Annotated in this window: 18 protein-coding genes; 10 read left to right on the top strand and 8 right to left on the bottom strand. The window is 41.4% G+C overall.

What is annotated here, in order from left to right:
* Positions 1 to 13 precede the first annotated feature (13 nt).
* Entirely contained in the window at positions 14 to 1777 is a 1764-nt protein-coding gene (locus AB685_RS13455) for an alpha-glycosidase (RefSeq protein WP_047971118.1), read from the bottom strand.
* Between the two features lie 438 nt (positions 1778 to 2215).
* Here AB685_RS13455 and AB685_RS13450 point away from each other — a divergent pair, with 438 nt between their 5' ends.
* The 5 genes from AB685_RS13450 to AB685_RS13430 all read left to right on the top strand — a co-directional run bounded on the left by AB685_RS13450 (position 2216) and on the right by AB685_RS13430 (position 8469).
* On the top strand, positions 2216 to 3508 hold the full coding sequence (locus AB685_RS13450; protein WP_047971117.1) for an extracellular solute-binding protein: 1293 nt from the start codon (positions 2216 to 2218) through the stop codon (positions 3506 to 3508).
* A gap of 81 nt (positions 3509 to 3589) precedes the next feature.
* Complete coding sequence (locus AB685_RS13445) at positions 3590 to 4882, top strand: sugar ABC transporter permease (RefSeq protein WP_198530510.1); 1293 nt, start codon at positions 3590 to 3592, stop codon at positions 4880 to 4882.
* On the top strand, positions 4882 to 5724 hold the full coding sequence (locus AB685_RS13440; RefSeq protein WP_047971116.1) for a sugar ABC transporter permease: 843 nt from the start codon (positions 4882 to 4884) through the stop codon (positions 5722 to 5724). The genes AB685_RS13445 and AB685_RS13440 overlap by 1 nt, the downstream gene beginning before the upstream one ends.
* An 88-nt stretch (positions 5725 to 5812) precedes the next feature.
* A complete protein-coding gene (locus AB685_RS13435) occupies positions 5813 to 7363 on the top strand; it encodes an alpha-amylase family glycosyl hydrolase (protein WP_047971392.1) in 1551 nt (516 codons plus the stop codon).
* Between the two features lie 80 nt (positions 7364 to 7443).
* A complete protein-coding gene (locus AB685_RS13430) occupies positions 7444 to 8469 on the top strand; it encodes a LacI family DNA-binding transcriptional regulator (RefSeq protein ID WP_047971115.1) in 1026 nt (341 codons plus the stop codon).
* A 136-nt stretch (positions 8470 to 8605) separates the two neighbouring features.
* Here the strand turns inward: AB685_RS13430 and AB685_RS13425 are convergent, their stop codons facing one another.
* A complete protein-coding gene (locus AB685_RS13425) occupies positions 8606 to 9469 on the bottom strand; it encodes an SDR family oxidoreductase (protein ID WP_047971114.1) in 864 nt (287 codons plus the stop codon).
* A gap of 87 nt (positions 9470 to 9556) precedes the next feature.
* Between AB685_RS13425 and AB685_RS13420 the strand changes: the two genes are divergently transcribed.
* Positions 9557 to 10060 (top strand): GNAT family protein, encoded by a 504-nt coding sequence (locus AB685_RS13420; RefSeq protein ID WP_047971113.1) that lies wholly within the window; start codon positions 9557 to 9559, stop codon positions 10058 to 10060.
* Positions 10061 to 10102: 42 nt separating this feature from the next.
* Here the strand turns inward: AB685_RS13420 and AB685_RS13415 are convergent, their stop codons facing one another.
* On the bottom strand, positions 10103 to 10594 hold the full coding sequence (locus AB685_RS13415; RefSeq protein ID WP_047971112.1) for a YajQ family cyclic di-GMP-binding protein: 492 nt from the start codon (positions 10592 to 10594) through the stop codon (positions 10103 to 10105).
* Positions 10595 to 10758: 164 nt separating this feature from the next.
* Here AB685_RS13415 and AB685_RS13410 point away from each other — a divergent pair, with 164 nt between their 5' ends.
* Positions 10759 to 11613, top strand: coding sequence for a S1-like domain-containing RNA-binding protein (locus tag AB685_RS13410; protein WP_047971391.1), 855 nt, complete (start codon positions 10759 to 10761; stop codon positions 11611 to 11613).
* Between the two features lie 430 nt (positions 11614 to 12043).
* Here the strand turns inward: AB685_RS13410 and AB685_RS30345 are convergent, their stop codons facing one another.
* Both AB685_RS30345 and AB685_RS13405 read right to left on the bottom strand, forming a co-directional pair.
* Entirely contained in the window at positions 12044 to 12175 is a 132-nt protein-coding gene (locus tag AB685_RS30345; protein ID WP_082153621.1) for a DUF3941 domain-containing protein, read from the bottom strand.
* Positions 12176 to 12238: 63 nt separating this feature from the next.
* Entirely contained in the window at positions 12239 to 13102 is an 864-nt protein-coding gene (locus AB685_RS13405) for a DegV family protein (protein WP_047971111.1), read from the bottom strand.
* Positions 13103 to 13317: 215 nt separating this feature from the next.
* Between AB685_RS13405 and AB685_RS13400 the strand changes: the two genes are divergently transcribed.
* On the top strand, positions 13318 to 14163 hold the full coding sequence (locus AB685_RS13400; RefSeq protein WP_047971110.1) for a YitT family protein: 846 nt from the start codon (positions 13318 to 13320) through the stop codon (positions 14161 to 14163).
* 47 nt (positions 14164 to 14210) lie between these two features.
* Here the strand turns inward: AB685_RS13400 and AB685_RS13395 are convergent, their stop codons facing one another.
* From AB685_RS13395 to AB685_RS13390, 3 genes are all read right to left on the bottom strand, one after another.
* Positions 14211 to 14447, bottom strand: coding sequence for a DUF3813 domain-containing protein (locus AB685_RS13395; RefSeq protein ID WP_047971109.1), 237 nt, complete (start codon positions 14445 to 14447; stop codon positions 14211 to 14213).
* A gap of 2 nt (positions 14448 to 14449) precedes the next feature.
* A complete protein-coding gene (locus AB685_RS31715) occupies positions 14450 to 14599 on the bottom strand; it encodes a hypothetical protein (protein ID WP_198530509.1) in 150 nt (49 codons plus the stop codon).
* A gap of 91 nt (positions 14600 to 14690) precedes the next feature.
* A complete protein-coding gene (locus tag AB685_RS13390; protein ID WP_047971108.1) occupies positions 14691 to 15500 on the bottom strand; it encodes a Cof-type HAD-IIB family hydrolase in 810 nt (269 codons plus the stop codon).
* A gap of 142 nt (positions 15501 to 15642) precedes the next feature.
* Here AB685_RS13390 and AB685_RS13385 point away from each other — a divergent pair, with 142 nt between their 5' ends.
* Both AB685_RS13385 and AB685_RS13380 read left to right on the top strand, forming a co-directional pair.
* Positions 15643 to 16455, top strand: a complete 813-nt coding sequence (locus tag AB685_RS13385; protein WP_047971107.1) for an alpha/beta fold hydrolase — start codon at positions 15643 to 15645, stop codon at positions 16453 to 16455.
* A complete protein-coding gene (locus AB685_RS13380; protein ID WP_198530515.1) occupies positions 16430 to 16744 on the top strand; it encodes a metal-sulfur cluster assembly factor in 315 nt (104 codons plus the stop codon). Before AB685_RS13385 ends, AB685_RS13380 begins: the two co-directional genes overlap by 26 nt.
* The last annotated feature ends 14 nt before the right edge of the window (positions 16745 to 16758 follow it).

The following is a 16758-nucleotide window of genomic DNA, read 5'->3' as shown; positions in this document are numbered from 1 at the left end:
CAGCCAAAAACAATCAATAAGCCAATACCATAAAGCCGTAAGCGGGAAGCTTCGCCTGCAACGTCTCAGCTTCTGCAGCAAACTCCTCCCCGGTCCATAGATCTCGCAATACCTCGCCTTTTGTACTTTCAGGCAAAGTCACTACCAATTCCTGATCACTGTTATTCACCACAAACAGAATCGACTCCTCAGCGGAACCGGAAAACTTCTCATACATTACATGGTTGGTTTCATCATTTGCTTCAATGAAACGGATATCTCCGTGGTTTCCGAACACAGGTATTTCCTTGCGAAGCGCAATCAATTTCTTAACAAAATCGAACATTTCACGATCCTGTTTCTCTTTCTCCCAAATCATGCACTTGCGGCAACCTGGATCCTGATTACCTGTCATGCTAATTTCATCTCCATAATAGATGCATGGAGTTCCGATAAAAGATAATTGAAATAAGAACAAAAGCTTCAACTTGTTTTTGTCCTCTTCACAAATCGTTAGAATACGTGGAGTATCGTGACTTCCCAACAGATTGAAAGCAACCTCGTTCACATTTGCAGGGTAGGAATGCATTACCTTTGAAATGGAATTTGCGAAATCCTGTGCCTTCGTTTTGTTTTTAGCCAAGTAATCAAGTGTTGCAGTAGTAAACGGATAGTTCATAACTGCATCAAATTGATCTCCTTGCAACCATGGCATCGAGTCATGCCATATTTCTCCAAGGATATATACATCTTCTTTTTCCGATTTCACAGCTTTACGGAAGTCTCTCCAGAACTGATGGTCTACTTCATTGGCAACATCCAATCTCCAGCCGTCAATGTCAAACTCTCTTACCCAATAGCGGCCGACTTCCAATAAATAATCCTTAACCTCTGGATGTTCCGTATTAAGTTTAGGCATTTGAGAGACAAAGGCAAAAGCATCATAGTTCGGATTAGGTTCTGTCACTACTGGAAAGTCCCAAATATGGAACCAGTCTTTGTACTTCGATTCTTTTCCATTTTTCAAGACATCCTGGAAAGGTGCCCAATAGTAGCCGCTGTGATTGAAAACAGCATCCAACATGACTTTGATACCATGCTCATGGCATACTTCAACAAGCTTTTTGAAAGTTTCTTTCGTGCCGAACTGAGGGTCAATTTCCATATAGTCAATGGTGTCATATTTATGATTTGAATGTGCTTTGAAAATAGGAGTGAAATAGATGCCGCTAATTCCTAACTCTACTAAATGATCGATATGATCAATGACACCTTCAAAGTCACCGCCAAAAAAATTGGTCGTGGAAGGCTCCGTGCTTCCCCATGGAAGTGCGCCTACAGGGTCATTTTCATTGTTGCCGTTTCCGAAGCGTTCGGGGAATATTTGATACCATACCGTATCTTTTGCCCATGCAGGAGCTTGGAAAACATCTATTTTATTAAGGAATGGAAAGCAAAAATAGAGACCGCAATCTTTCGGTTCCTCTTCATAAAAGCCTTTTTCATTGTAAATTAACTCTACTCCGCCTGATGTCATTGCGAATCCGTAACGAAGACGTCTGTACTCAGGGGCAACCTCTGCAAGCCAATAATCATAAAGCTCATCGGAACCTGATTTTTTCATCGGCTTTCTTTTTGAAATCCACTGGTCTTTTTCCCATACATAAGGATCGCCGTATATCAATTCAACAGAGTCTACATCATTTTTCTTAGTTTGCAGACGGATATGTAATGTCGTTTCATTATACGCGTATGCAAAATTATTCTTGGGACGATGGAATATTGCTTCCTTTAGCATATAGCTTTCAACCTCTCCTTCATGCAATCGCTTGCATTTTTTGTGAAAAAAAATGGTTGAAATGGTTTCATTGCCATTTTATTCAACATAAGGGTATGTCAAAACGTAAGCGTTGTCAATGAAAAGAGAAACAGCTTGAAAGAGAGAGGGGAAGATGAAAAAAAATCATAGATTAAAAGTCCTGAAGAACTTTTAATAAACTCATATCTATCAAGGTTGGAACTTAAATAGATTGCTAATTTAAACTTATTAACTATCACTATATTAAATTTTTCGAAAAAAACAGGTTGTCAATTGGGCGAATACATGTATAATAAAAAGTGAAAGTTGTGCAATCGTTTTCATTGAAATGTAAGCGCTAAATGGTTTCGCTTTCATTGTTATGCAATCGTTTGTGCAATTTAGTAGAAAGACTATTCAAATGACGGAGGGGTCAAAATGAAAAAGTTCCTAACAATGTTAATGGTTGCCGTCCTTACTTTAGGCGTCCTGGCTGCATGTGGTCCACAACGTGAGACTAACAATGCTGGTGGCAACAACGACGCTGATGAAGGCGAAGGTACTACTACTGAAGGTGTAGATAAGCCAGAAAGCCTTACAGTATGGGTAAATGATGATGAGAAACAAAAAGCGGCATTAGATGAAATCTTTGCAGCTTATAAAGAAGAAACTGGTATTGAAGTTAAAACAAATGCTATGGCTATGTTAGATCAAGTGGAAGCACTTGCTTTAGATGGTCCTGCAAAAAAAGGTCCAGATGTATTCTTCGGCCCACATGACCGTATCGGTGATATCGTTCTTCGTGGTCTTGCAGATCCTATCGACTTAGGAGAAGATGCTGCTCTTTACAGCGAGACAGCTATCAATGCTGTAACAGTTGATGGAGAAGTGTATGGTGTACCACAAGTTCTTGAAACTTACGGTATGTTCTATAATAAAGACCTAGTTTCTGCTGAAGAAATCGCAACAATGGAAGGTCTTATGAAAGTTGCGGAAGAGAAAACAGATGACAGTAAAGACGAGTACGGATTCTTAATGGAAGCAACTAACTTCTATTTCGTCTATCCTTTCTTCGCTGGTAACGGCGGTTATGTTTTTAACAACGATGGTTCCGGTTTCGACGCTTCTGACATCGGTCTTGCTAATGAAGGCGCTGTTGAAGGTGGAGCATTGATTCAATCTTGGTTTGACAATGGTTACATCCCTAAAGAGATCAACGGAGATATCATGAATGGATTATTCACTGATGGTAAAGTTGCATCTGTACTTACAGGTCCTTGGAACATCGCTAATTATAAAGAAGCTCTTGGTGACAAATTAGGTACTGCTACATTACCTAAGCTTGACAATGGGGACGTTCCTAAGTCTTTCGTTGGCGTTAAAACTTGGATGTTGAGCTCTTACTCTGAAAATCAAGAGTGGGCGATCGACTTGATGAAATTCATCACAAGCTATGACAATGCAATGAAATATTACCAAGCTGCTGGTGAAATGCCTGCATTACAAAAAGCTTTAGATAGCGAAGAAATTGCTAACGATGAAATCATCGGTGCTTTCGCTGAGCAAACTCAATATGGTGAGCCAATGCCTAACATCCCACAAATGCAACAAGTTTGGGATCCAATGGGTAGCGCGCTTCAATTCATCGCGAGCGGCGACGATGTTGGTGAAGTTTTAGAAGAAGCTGTTAAACAAATCGAGGATAATATCGCAGCTAGTGGAGCTGAATAATTACTAACGATTAAACCTGGTGGGTAGACTAAGCTGCAACGCTAGTCTATCCACTATATTTCTTTAAGAGGAGGATCTGCTATGTCCGGCACAGCAACAGAAAAAATGCGCTCGCACAACCCAACCTTAGCGATGGTCCTTTCGATTATTTTTGCAGGGTTAGGTCAACTCTATAACCGCAGATATGCGAAAGGGATAACATTCATCATCATCGAAGCGGCATTTTTGATTACATTTTTCGAGTTTCTTAACATTGGATATTGGGGACTATTCACACTCGGAGAAATTCCTCGTGTAGACCACTCCATCTTTTTATTAATACAAGGACTTATTTCTGTTATCATCACTGTTTTTGCAGTGGCCTTATACTACCTGAACGTTGTCGACGCTAGAAATAATGCAATCGACATGAAGTTAGGAAAAGAAAAGCCGACTGTAAAAGAAGCACTTAAGAGCTTTTATGACAATGGTTTTCCATATTTCATGGTAATTCCGGGATTGATTTTGCTTTTATTTGTCGTAGTACTTCCTTTGATGTTCATGGTTTCATTGGCTTTTACAGACTACAATTTATACAATACACCACCTCGAGCATTATTGAGCTGGGTTGGATTTGAGAACTTTACAAGTCTGGTATCGATTCCACTATGGAAAACCACTTTTGTAAGTGTATTCGCCTGGACGGTTGTTTGGACAGTTTGTGCAACAACCGGACAAATCGCATTAGGACTATTTTTAGCATTGCTAGTAAATGACCCCCGTATAAAATATAAACGATTCATCCGTACAATCCTGATATTACCGTGGGCAGTGCCTGCATTCGTAACTATTTTGATTTTTGCGGCGATGTTCAATGACCGATTTGGTGCTATTAACCGCGACATACTTGGTACGATTGGTGTTGCACTTCCTTGGTTAACAGATCCGTTCTATACAAAGATTGCAATCATCATGATTCAAACATGGCTTGGATTCCCATTCGTATTCGCCTTATTCACAGGGGTACTTCAAAGTATTTCAAAAGACTGGTATGAAGCAGCGGATGTTGATGGCGGGACACGTTTCCAGAAATTCCGTTTCATCACGATGCCACATCTTTTATTTGCAACTGCGCCATTATTGATCATGCAGTATGCTGGAAACTTCAACAATTTTAATATCATCTATCTGTTCAACCAGGGTGGTCCTGCAGTTCGTGGGCAGAATGCCGGTGGATCGGACATCCTGATCTCATGGGTTTATAAATTGACGTTCGATACGAGTAACTACAACATGGCAGCAGCAATTTCCATTTTACTAGGAGTAATTGTAGCAGGCTTTGCCTTCTTCCAGTTCCGTCGTACCCGTTCGTTTAAAGAGGAGGGTAATATTTAATGAACCGTAAAACAAAATCAAAGATCGAAGTATCATTGATCTATTTATTCCTTGGCTTCATGTTCATCATTATTGCCTACCCACTTTTATGGACTATTGGATTATCCTTGAATCCTGGAACAAGTCTTTACTCCGCTTCCATGATTCCGGAAAACTGGTCGCTTGTGCACTATAAATGGTTATTTACAGACCCACAGAGTGATTATGTAACCTGGTATAAAAACAGTATCATGGTTGCAATCGCCAATTCGTTTTTCTCTGTAATGATTACGGCTTTTGTGGCATACGCATTTTCACGTTATCGTTTTAAAGGAAGAACGTATGGGTTATACGCATTCTTGCTATTACAAATGTTCCCGGCACTGATGGCAATGGTAGCCATTTATATCATGTTGAATATGGTCGGTCTATTGGATTCACTCGTAGGATTGACATTGGTTTACATCGGTGGACAAATACCATTTAACGCATGGCTTGTAAAAGGGTATTTCGATACCATTCCAAAAGAGTTGGATGAAGCGGCCCGCATGGATGGAGCAGGACACTTTGGAGTATTCTTCAAAATCATGCTACCACTTGCTAAACCAATACTTGCTGTAGTAGCACTATTCAACTTCATGGCACCATTTACAGACTTTATCCTGCCTCGAATTGTTTTGAGGAACCCGGAGAATTTCACGTTGGCACTTGGTTTGTTTAATTTTATCAATGACCAGTTCGCTAACAACTTTACCCGCTTTGCGGCAGGTTCCATATTGATTGCTATTCCAATTGCATTACTTTTCCTATTCTTGCAGCGTTATTTGATTGCCGGACTAACTGCAGGTGGAACAAAAGGATAATAATAGTATATAATCGTTTATGGAAAGCAAAGGTACATTTACCGTAAGCTAAATACTAAAACGATTTTAAGGGAGGGAAGCGGAATTGATGAAAAGAGTGATGGTGCTCATTCTCGTTCCGTTTCTTCTTTTTTCTGCATGGTTCGTTCCACCCGTTCAACCTGTAAACGCCGAAAAAGAAGAACACGCATGGCAAGATGAGATTATTTACTTTATTATGATTGACCGTTTTAATAATGGGGATATCTCCAATGACTTTGACGTCAACCGAGATGATCCAAAAGCATATCACGGAGGAGATTTCCGTGGTATTACAGAAAAGCTTGATTACTTGAAGGATATGGGATTCACCGCACTATGGCTGACCCCGATCGTACAGAATGAAGAAAAAGGCTACCATGGCTACTGGACGGAAGATTTCTATAAAACCGAAGAGCATTTCGGTACCATTGAAGAATTTAAGGAATTGGTACAAGAAGCGCATAAAAGAGATATGAAAGTCATCGTCGATCTGGTGGTCAATCACACAGGTTATCAGCATGCTTGGCTCAATGAAGAGGGTAGGGAGGACTGGTTCCATCCAGATGAACCTATCCGTAATTGGGATGACCAAGAGCAGGTTGAAAATGGCTGGATTTATGGTCTACCTGATTTAAACCAGGACAACCCTGAGGTCAGGGAGTATCTATTGGAGATGGCCAAATGGTGGATTGAAGAAACAGATATTGATGGATACAGACTCGATACCGTAAAGCACGTTCCGAAAGATTTCTGGAAAGAGTTTGCTCAAGAAGTTAAATCTGTGAAAGATGACTTCTTCCTGATTGGGGAAGTTTGGCATGACAAGCCGGAGTACGTGGCAGGCTATCAAGAAACCGGAATCGACTCCTTTGTCGATTTCCCGACATACAACGAATTGACACGTGTATTTTCATCGGCAGATCAATCGTTGAGCCGTTTAGACACACTGTTTTACCACAACAAAAATTTATATGACAATCCATATGTTCTGGGAACATTCCTGGACAATCATGATGTGGAGCGCTTTACAAGAGCTGCCATAAAAAAGAAGCAGCACCCACCAACACGATTGAAGCTCGCTCTTGCATATATGTACACTGCACCTGGAATCCCGATTGTGTATTATGGTACAGAAATTGCCTTAGATGGTGGGGAAGATCCTGATAATCGCAGAGATATGAATTTCCGTGCGGACAAAGAAATTATGGCTTATATTACTAAACTTGCAGAGTTGCGCAAAACGATGCCAAGCTTGACACATGGCTCCTATGAAATGGTTTATGACAATGCCGGAATGGCTGTCATCAAACGTGAATATAAAGGAGAAACCAGTTTTGTTGCCATCAACAATTCCAGTGAGACTCAAGCGGCACCAATCAATGCGGAACTGGTAGGTGAAGGGCTTGAATTGCGCGGTACACTCGGAGATGAGTTGGTACGGAATTCTAATGGAAAATACACCATCGGACTTGACCGGGAAACAGCAGAAATCTATACCGTAAAAGATGACTCTGGAATGAACGTGGGCTTCGTCAGTGCCATGGCATTGATTTATGGTGGATTTATAGCATTTATCGCCGCTGCTATCATCAGAAGAAAGAAAAAGAATAAAAATTAGATGCCTATTTCCTCCAATAAGGGGGAAGGTATCGTTAAATGTGTATGCGTTTTCAATTAATATAGGGGAGGGATAGGTGCATGGCAGTAACGATAAAAGATGTAGCAAAAGTGGCCAATGTTGCACCTTCCACAGTTTCTCGCGTTATCGCGAACAACCCACGCATAAGTGAAAAGACAAAAAAACGCGTGAGAGAAGCAATGGAAGAGCTTGGATACCATCCAAACTTTATCGCACGAAGCCTGGCAAACCAATCGACACAAGTGATTGGACTAGTAATGCCGGCATCAGCAGATAAAACATTTCAAAACCCATTTTTTCCGGAAGTACTTCGGGGAATCAGTACTGCAGCCCATGAAAAGCAATACGCACTTCATATGTCAACAGGGGTAACGGGAAATGAGATTTTAGAAGGGGTCATGCAAATGGTCCAGGGCCGTCGTGTGGATGGCATTGTACTCCTCTATTCAGCAGTGGAGGATAAGATTATTAAATACCTTCAAAAAGAGAACTTTCCATTTGTCGTAATCGGTAAACCATTCGAGCAGGTCGAAGAAATCACCCATGTTGACAATGATAACTACCGTGCAGCCAAAGAGGCAACACAGCATCTGATCGACCTGGGACACGAAAGGGTAGCCTTTGTCGGAGGTAGTATCCAATTGGTGGTTACCATCGACCGGTTGCTTGGTTATGAAAAAGCGATCAGAGACGCAGGAATTCAATACAGGGACGAATACATCATTCACGAAGAGTTCCTGAAAGAAGGTGGCCAAGAGGCGATATCCGAATTGCTTTCTCTAGAAGAGCCGCCAACAGCACTTGTCGTTTCCGATGACCTAATGTCACTAGGTATCCTTAACACTTTGCATGATATGGGAATTTCAGTACCAGATCAGATGTCCATTGTAAGTTTTAACAATGTCCTGCTTGCCGAGGTGGCACGTCCGCCATTAACATCTGTTGACATCAACATTTTCCAACTTGGCTTCCAGGCTGCCAAGACCTTAATTCAAAAGGTAAAGGACCCAAGTGAGCCGACAAAGCGGATTATCATTCCGCATAACATGGTGAAGCGGCATACTTGTAAGGAATTGACGAAATGATTTTCTGATAGAAGCTGGCCTCAGAAGATGAGGCCGGCTTTTAATTTTAGGTATAGTCGATATGACACCGCTGTTGATTTCAGCAAAAGGCTTCGTTTTGCGCGGGACGACATTGAGCCTTCGTTCTTAATAGTCTCTACCCATTCACAATTTTCCCTCCGTTCACATGCAGCATTTGCCCGCTCATATAGGAAGCATCATCACTTGCCAAGAACACAAAGCTTGGTGCGACCTCCTCTGGTTGACCAGGGCGTTTCATTGGAGTATTTGCTCCAAAACTCGCCACCTTACTACTCGAAAACGTGGAAGGGATCAAAGGGGTCCAGATGGGCCCTGGAGCCACTCCGTTAACTCTTATCCCTTTTCCAGCCAATTGCAGAGCCAGAGAACGTGTAAAGGACACAATGGCCCCTTTGGTTGCAGAATAGTCAACCAGCAGCTCATTACCCGCGTATGCTGTCACAGAGGCTGTGTTGATAATGCAACTGCCACTTGCCAGGAAAGGAAGGGCAGCCTTGGTCAAAAAGAAGAAGGAAAAAATGTTGGTTCTGAAAGTCTTCTCCAGTTGTTCAGCTGTAATATTTTCAATACTTTCCTGTGGGTGCTGTTCTGCAGCATTGTTGACAAGGATGTCCAATTTACTGAAGTTGCTCATTGTTTCATCTACGATCTGCTTGCAGAATGCCTCCTCACCAATATCTCCTGAAATAAGATGACACTTACGACCTTCCGCCTCCACTTGCTTTTGTGTCTCCTTCGCATCCTCGTGTTCATTTAAATACACGACGACAACGTCTGCTCCTTCTTTGGCAAAATAAATGGCTACAGCTCTCCCGATTCCACTGTCCCCACCCGTAATGACTGCCACCTTATCCTTTAATTTTCCGCTACCTTTATAAGCCGGATCTTCTGATTTAGGCTTAGGTGTCATCTCGGACTCTATTCCTGGCTGCTGGTTTTGATGCTGAGGGGGGAGAGTCTGTTTCTGTTGATCTGTCATAAAAAAGCACCTCCAATAATCTTTCCTATTATTAGAAAAGAAACTATAATTTATCCAACGGGAGAAGAAAAGGGGGGGAGAGAAAGAATGATTATTAGAGAAGCAAGAATAGAAGATGCAGAAGCACTCCTTACACATGCTAGAAAAGTATATGGAGAAGGGCGCAATCTTTTAACAGCACCAGAAGAATTCAAGGTCACCACAGACCAGGAAGAACAGTGGCTAAGGGACAATTTAGACAAAGGACATCTGACCCTTGTAGCAGAACAAGATTCCAGAATTGTAGGGATGCTTAACGCCACAAGGGGTTCAAGAATAAGAGTAAAGCATATCTGTATGTTTGGCATCAGCATACAAGAAGAGCACTGTGACAATGGTTTAGGAAGTAAGATGATAAATCGGCTGCTTGATTGGGCAAAAGAAGTGGAAGAAATAGAAAAAGTGTGCCTAGAAGTATTCGCCCATAACGAGCGGGCCATTCATCTTTACAAAAAGTTGGGCTTTAAAGTGGAAGGAAGAAAAGAAAAGCATGTAAAATTTGAAGATGGTACCTACTCGGATGAATTAATAATGGGAAAGTTTATAAAATAAAGAGATGCTTCGCCACGGAAAGGCGAAGCATCTCATTTATTTTTATCGGTAGTTCACAAACTGTAAATCAATATCCAAGTCTGCTTCGCGGAGAGCCGAGATAACCTGTTGCAAATCATCGCGGTTCTTTCCGGTTACACGTACCTGGTCGTCCTGGATCTGTGTTTTTACTTTCAATCCAGAGTTTTTGATGATAGTGTTGATTTTTTTCGTGTTGTCCTTATCAATACCTTGAACAAGCTTCCCGCGTTGACGTACGGCCCCCTTGGATGCATCTTCAATTTTACCGTATTGAATGTTTTTGGTAGGCACGTTACGTTTGATCATTTTACTGACCATCACATCTTTCAACTGATCCAATTTGAACTCGCTATCTGAAAGAAGAACGATTTCTTCTTTTTCAAGTTTGATGTCACTGACAGACCCCTTGAAGTCAAATCGGTTTTGAATTTCTTTTAATGCAATATTGATGGCGTTCGTTACTTCAGACAGATCGACTTTAGAGACGATATCAAAAGAACTCTCTTTTGCCATGGAAATCCCTCCAGCATAGGTTAAAATTTTACCAAATGGTAATGGTAAGAAAAAACATCGCTTTCTGTACTTAATTATAGTAGAATAAAGCGGTTTGGACAACTTAATCAAAGTCGGGTACACTTTATAATACAAAGCGTATAAAAGGAAGGTACATAATTATGATGGAAACAGGTACGGTATTGGAATTGACAGTCGATCGCGAGACGCCGCTTGGATATATGTTAACAGATGGGGAAGAGACCATTCTTCTTCATAAAAATGAAGCGACAAGGGAATTAGGGGAAGACGAAACGGTGGAGGTATTCTTATACTCCGACCAAAAAAGTCGCATCACAGCAACAATGACAATCCCTAAGGGTCTGAATGGACATGAGTGGATGGAAGTGGTGGAAGTCCTGCCGGGGCTTGGTACATTCATCAACATCGGGATTGCTAAGGATGCCCTTATTCCTGCAGATGATCTACCGGTGTTTGAAGAAATTTGGCCTCAGGTTGGCGACCAGCTGCTATGCCGTGTGAAAACGGACCGCCGTGGTAAACTGATCGGAAAGCTTGCTACACAGGATGTGATGTTGGATCGCTCCATCAAAGCACCATCCAATATCCTGAACCAAAACATTCAAGGGGCAATCTACCGATTATTGAAGGTTGGCAGTTACATGATTACTAATGAGGGTTATGTAGGTTTTATCCATAACTCCGAGAGAAAAGATGAGCCAAGGTTGGGCCAGGTTGTCGAAGGTAGAGTTATCGACGTGAAGGACGACGGAACCATCAACGTATCTCTATTGCCTCGCAAGCAGGAAGCGATGGATGATGATGCAAGAATAATCATGGATTATTTGGAGCTTAGAGGCGGAGCAATGCCATACAGCGACAAAAGCTCCCCTGAAGATATCAAGGAACAGTTCAATGTAAGTAAGGCAGCATTCAAGCGCGCGATGGGTAAGCTGTTGAAACAGGGATTGGTTAGACAGTCTGAGGGCTGGACGTATAAGAAGGAAGAAGAGAATTAACTGGCGAGAAGCAGTTCATTGTATGGACTGCTTCTTTTTTTGCACGCAGGAAGTGCTAACCAATCTTTTTCTCGATTTTTTAGCCTCATAAACTTATATTTCAGCTTCTATTTCCACAGTCAATCTTTTTTTCTTTCTTATCCCCCCACTCAGATCGTTTTTCTCGTCATTATAGGTACTTATTCCAACCATTAATAGAAGTGAATCCCCCCATAAATCACAGCAATTCCCCCATCACAATCTCAATCCCCCCAAAGAACAGATTATTCCCCCCATAATAGAGAAGAATTAAACCAGAAAATAAGAAGATTCCCCCCACAAAAGATAGAATTCCCCCCATTACTTAATCTCTTGAGCTTCTTCTTAAAGGCTGTTATAAAAACTCAAAAGCCGCCTCCCAATAGAAGCGGCTCCACCCATACCTTATATCCTACAAATGATCCGTCTTCTTGGAATACTGACGTTCACCTTTTTGTTCATTTTTCTCGCGTTCCATGTTCTTTTCATGGCGCTTTGCATTGTTGTCTTTCGCTTTTTTGTCGTTATCGCTTGTGTGTGGCATAGAAAACCTACCCCTTTCTGAAATAGATAGGAATAGGTTGTCCTTATATGGTGAGGTTATGTGTTATGCTTTTTTCCCGTTCAGGAAAAATAAGGCGATTGTGCCAGGGCCTGCATGGGCACCAACAGCTGAACCAATAGAAGTAATGGTATAATTGCTGCAATCTGATGATTCTTCAATCATTTCCTTTAGTGCTTGAGCTGTAACCAAATCGTCTCCATGGCTAATTCCGATACGCTGCTCAGAAGTATTAAAACCGTTACGATCACGCATGACATCAACCATGCGGCGCAATACTTTCTTGCGGCCACGTATTTTCTCCAATGGTATTAGCTTTCCATCTTCCATATGAAGTAAAGGCTTGATATTCAATAGTCCCCCTACAAAAGCCGATGCTTTGCTTACCCGGCCGCCACGTGCCAAATAATCGAGGTTGTCCACCGTGAAGACGTGCTCCATATGTGTGATGTCGTAGTTAACAGAGGCTAATAGTTCTTCTTTGGAAGCTCCATCAGCTGCAAGTTCAGCAGCTCTTTTAACGACTAGACCATATCCAAGAGATGCACACCTAGAATCAATAATCGTTAAATCAAGCTGTGGATACTCCTCCATAACTTCTTTTTGCATAAGCACGGCTGTTTGATATGTACCTGATAATTCAGAGGAAAAGGCAACATATATAGCTGTTTCCTCTTTTTTTGCCACCTCCGTGAAGAGCTCCTTCATAAAAACAGGGGAGGCTTGAGAAGTTTTCACTACTTGACCTTCGCGCATGGCATCATATACTTTGGATGAATCAATGGTGACCATATCCTCATATTCGGTTTCACCAAACAGTACCTTCAGAGGTATAAGGTCTACCTTTTCACTTGCAAAAAAGTCTTTCGGTAAGTCGCTGGCACTATCTGCAATAATTCTTATTGTCATAAGGTCACCTTCTTTATTATACTAACAAGCATGGGTTAAGCTTAATGTTGAAAAACTGACGATCCTTCCATTAGAGGAATATTGCTCCTTTTTCAAGTTTACCTATTAATGAACCACTCTTCAAGAAAAGAAATTCAAGTTTTCGTTTCAGAAGGGTAAAAAGAGGAAAAATACATAAAATAAGGCAGTAGGTTTGTTAGGAGGTTAAAAGCCATATGAATGTACAGCAACATACGAAAAAAGTGCTGATCGTATTGATCGGAGCTCTATTGAATGCAATTGCAATGAACTTTTTCCTGATTCCTGCGGATGTTTACGCTAGTGGTTTTACAGGTGTATCACAGCTGATCTTCCGTATATCTGAAGATTTTCTACCTTTTACGATTTCTACAGGTGTTATATTATTGCTACTGAATATACCGGTTACGATTTTAGCCTGGAAGAAGGTAGGACGCTCTTTTACCATTTATAGTTTTTTGAGTGTATTTTTGATGTCATTTTTCCTGGAAGTCGTTCCAATTTACTCTTTCAATAATGATATTCTGCTTAATGCGGTTTTCGGTGGTGTCATTGCAGCGGTCGGTGTCGGCTTGACACTTAAATGGGGGGCATCCACAGGAGGTCTGGATATCATCGCGATGATCTTATCGCGGATGAAGGACAAGCCTGTTGGTACGTACTTTTTTGCGCTTAATTCAGTAATCATCGTTACAGCTGGGCTTGTATTCGGTTGGGAAAAAGCATTATATACGCTTGTTACGCTATACGCCTCGACTCGTGTGATTGACGCCATACATACAAGTCATGAGAAATTGACAGCGATGATTGTGACGAAAAACGGGCAGGCGGTGAAGAAGGCCATACATGCGAAAATGGTTCGAGGCATTACAGCTGTTCCGGCTCGCGGAGGGTTTACCGGAGAAGACAAGGAGATGCTGATGATTGTCATAACCCGTTATGAAATGTATGATTTGGAGCGGATTCTGAAGGAAGCGGATCCGAATGCTTTTACGAATATCGTGCAGACTACAGGTATTTTCGGGTTTTTTCGGAAAGATTAAAGAAAAACAGCGCATAAGCTTGAAAGCTTGTGCGCTGTTTTTTGGTGTTACTTCTGTTTTTGACTACTGAAAAGTTCTTCCTGCAATTCCCGAAGCTGAACTTTCTCAGCATCATTGGAATTTGCATAAGCGGAGGATAATGCGTTTTTGGCAACACTCATCGAATTCGAGTCGACTTCTGATGAATAATCATGTTTGCTGTTATGCTCAGGTGCAGAATCATGCTTGCCCTTTACCACATTCATGACGGCTTCACGAGCGGATTGAAATAATTGGTTTCCCATGATTATATCCCTCCAAGTGAATTACGATCGGCTTGATGAGCTTTGCGTTCTGCCTGTTCCATCGTCAGGTGATAAGGGATTTGCTGGTCATGAAGCTGTACAGAATTCTTTCCCTGCTGAACAAAACGTTTTGATTTGCTGCTTCTACCCATTATGAAAGCCCCCTTTTCATATCGGACAATCACTTGTCCACTATGTAGTGTAAGTAATAACGGGCTGAACTATAAGTGCAAAATATTGGTCCTACAGCTTCAGTTTCTTCTCCAGATAGACGGCGATTCCGTCTTCTTCATTGCTCAGTGTGACTTCATTGGCTTTTCCTTTTAGTCCGTCAATGGCATTTCCCATGGCCACACCTGTTCCTGCATACTCGATCATTTCGTAATCGTTATCCTCATCACCGAAAGCGATGATGTTTTCCTGAGGGATATTGTAATGTGCAGCGACTCTTTGTAATCCAACGGCTTTATTCATGCCTGTGCGAACAAGCTCAATAACATGCCATGGAGCCGCCCAACGTCTATGGTCAATCACTTCTGCGTGCACTTCGGATAAATATTCCCTTATCTTCGGAACTTCCTCTTCACTTGCATGAATGAGAATACATGTCGGATCCTTTTTCAGGACCTGTCTAAGGTCACCTGTTTCAATTTTGGGATTCCCAAAACCAAATATGTCCAATAATTTTTCATCATGGAAGTGAAAATAAACATCATCCATCACTTCCGCCAAAATATTATGTATATTGTATTTCTCGCTCACTTCCACAATTTCCTTTACGGTTTCAATAGATAGTGGCTCATGGTAGATACCCCAGTCATCGTTGCCTGGAAAATGAACAAATGCTCCGTTAAAGTTTACAATCGGGGATGTAAGGTTCAATTCTTCGTAATACATGATGCTGGCGCGATAAGGACGTCCGGTTGCAATTACCACTTCATGACCTTGCTCCATCGCTTTTTGGAGAGCCATTTTGTTACGTTTAGAAATTCTTTTATCATCTGTCAACAATGTACCGTCTAAATCTACTGCAATTAGATGTTTTTTTGCCATATCAATACTCCTCTTTTCCTCCATAAAAAATCGTTCTATTCCAAGTGTAACCTTTTTCAATTTTGATTGTCTACATGTTAAACTAGACATGACCAGATAGAATAGGAAAAATGAGGTAAAATATTGTACAGGGGGATGTAAGATGATTAATGTGGCAAAGCAAAGAACAGGAGCGGTTTCCTTTCTTCACGTCTGTGAAGCACAATCCTTTTCAAATACTAAGCCTACTGTTATCTTTATACATGGGTTTCAAAGTGTAAAGGAGAACAACCTGCATTATGCCTACCTTTTAGCAGAAAAGGGATTTAGGGTCATCCTTCCTGACTGCATTCATCATGGAGAGCGGGATAGTGGACTGAAAAATCATGAAATGATGCAAGCGTTTTGGGAGATTGTTGTACAAACCGTCCTTGAGATAGATATTCTAAAAAAACATCTGATCCAAGAGGGGTTTTCTGATGAAACGGATATCGGGGTTGCCGGCACATCTATGGGCGGCATCGTCACCTTTGGTGCATTGAGAAAGTATCCTTGGATTAAAGCAGCTGTAAGCTTGATGGGCTGTCCAAGCTATCAGGACTTTGCACGATATAAAGTGGAAAAAGTTCTCGAGTCAGGATTTGTGCTTCCATTCAGTGAAGAGCAACTGATAACATATATTTCGAAATTGGAACCATATGATCTAGCAGCTGATCCTGCCACCCTTAATGAAAGACCTTTGTTATGCTGGCACGGAAAACAGGACAAAGAGGTGCCGATAGATCCGCTATTGACGTTTGTAAATGCTAATAAAGGTTATTATAAAAAGAAACCGAATAATATAAAGGTAATCGTAGATGAACAAGCAGATCACAAAGTAAGTAGGCTAGGTGTATTGGCTACAGTGGATTGGTTTGCCAATCATCTTCAGCACAATGAAAAGGAGCGATATCATGCAGGAAGTACTCAAAGATAAAGTCATGGAAATATTGGAAGAGGTCGAGGATCCGGAACTTGGGGTAGATATTGTAAACCTCGGACTTGTATATGATGTTGAAATTGATGACTCAAATAATGTGGATATTACAATGACCCTTACCTCCATTGGATGCCCATTGGCAGGGGAAATTGTAGAGGATGTCAAAAAGAAACTTGCCCCTGTTGAAGAAATCAATAATGTCGATGTTAACATCACATTCAACCCGCCATGGAGCAAGGATAGAATGTCCCGTCTTGCAAAAATCGCATTGAACGTTACAGACTGAAGATACATACAAAT

Source organism: Bacillus sp. LL01 (assembly GCF_001037965.1).
Note: the sequence above shows the minus strand (reverse complement) of the source record. Positions and strands in the feature narration are given on the sequence as shown.

Bases quoted from the DNA above. Each gene is read 5' to 3' on its own strand.
- AB685_RS13455 (WP_047971118.1), bottom strand. From the start codon at position 1,777: ATGCTAAAGGAAGCAATATTCCATCGTCCCAAGAATAATTTTGCATAC.
- AB685_RS13450 (WP_047971117.1), top strand. From the start codon at position 2,216: ATGAAAAAGTTCCTAACAATGTTAATGGTTGCCGTCCTTACTTTAGGC.
- AB685_RS13445 (WP_198530510.1), top strand. From the start codon at position 3,590: ATGTCCGGCACAGCAACAGAAAAAATGCGCTCGCACAACCCAACCTTA.
- AB685_RS13440 (WP_047971116.1), top strand. From the start codon at position 4,882: ATGAACCGTAAAACAAAATCAAAGATCGAAGTATCATTGATCTATTTA.
- AB685_RS13435 (WP_047971392.1), top strand. From the start codon at position 5,813: ATGAAAAGAGTGATGGTGCTCATTCTCGTTCCGTTTCTTCTTTTTTCT.
- AB685_RS13430 (WP_047971115.1), top strand. From the start codon at position 7,444: ATGGCAGTAACGATAAAAGATGTAGCAAAAGTGGCCAATGTTGCACCT.
- AB685_RS13425 (WP_047971114.1), bottom strand. From the start codon at position 9,469: ATGACAGATCAACAGAAACAGACTCTCCCCCCTCAGCATCAAAACCAG.
- AB685_RS13420 (WP_047971113.1), top strand. From the start codon at position 9,557: ATGATTATTAGAGAAGCAAGAATAGAAGATGCAGAAGCACTCCTTACA.
- AB685_RS13415 (WP_047971112.1), bottom strand. From the start codon at position 10,594: ATGGCAAAAGAGAGTTCTTTTGATATCGTCTCTAAAGTCGATCTGTCT.
- AB685_RS13410 (WP_047971391.1), top strand. From the start codon at position 10,759: ATGGAAACAGGTACGGTATTGGAATTGACAGTCGATCGCGAGACGCCG.
- AB685_RS30345 (WP_082153621.1), bottom strand. From the start codon at position 12,175: ATGCCACACACAAGCGATAACGACAAAAAAGCGAAAGACAACAATGCA.
- AB685_RS13405 (WP_047971111.1), bottom strand. From the start codon at position 13,102: ATGACAATAAGAATTATTGCAGATAGTGCCAGCGACTTACCGAAAGAC.
- AB685_RS13400 (WP_047971110.1), top strand. From the start codon at position 13,318: ATGAATGTACAGCAACATACGAAAAAAGTGCTGATCGTATTGATCGGA.
- AB685_RS13395 (WP_047971109.1), bottom strand. From the start codon at position 14,447: ATGGGAAACCAATTATTTCAATCCGCTCGTGAAGCCGTCATGAATGTG.
- AB685_RS31715 (WP_198530509.1), bottom strand. From the start codon at position 14,599: ATGGGTAGAAGCAGCAAATCAAAACGTTTTGTTCAGCAGGGAAAGAAT.
- AB685_RS13390 (WP_047971108.1), bottom strand. From the start codon at position 15,500: ATGGCAAAAAAACATCTAATTGCAGTAGATTTAGACGGTACATTGTTG.
- AB685_RS13385 (WP_047971107.1), top strand. From the start codon at position 15,643: ATGATTAATGTGGCAAAGCAAAGAACAGGAGCGGTTTCCTTTCTTCAC.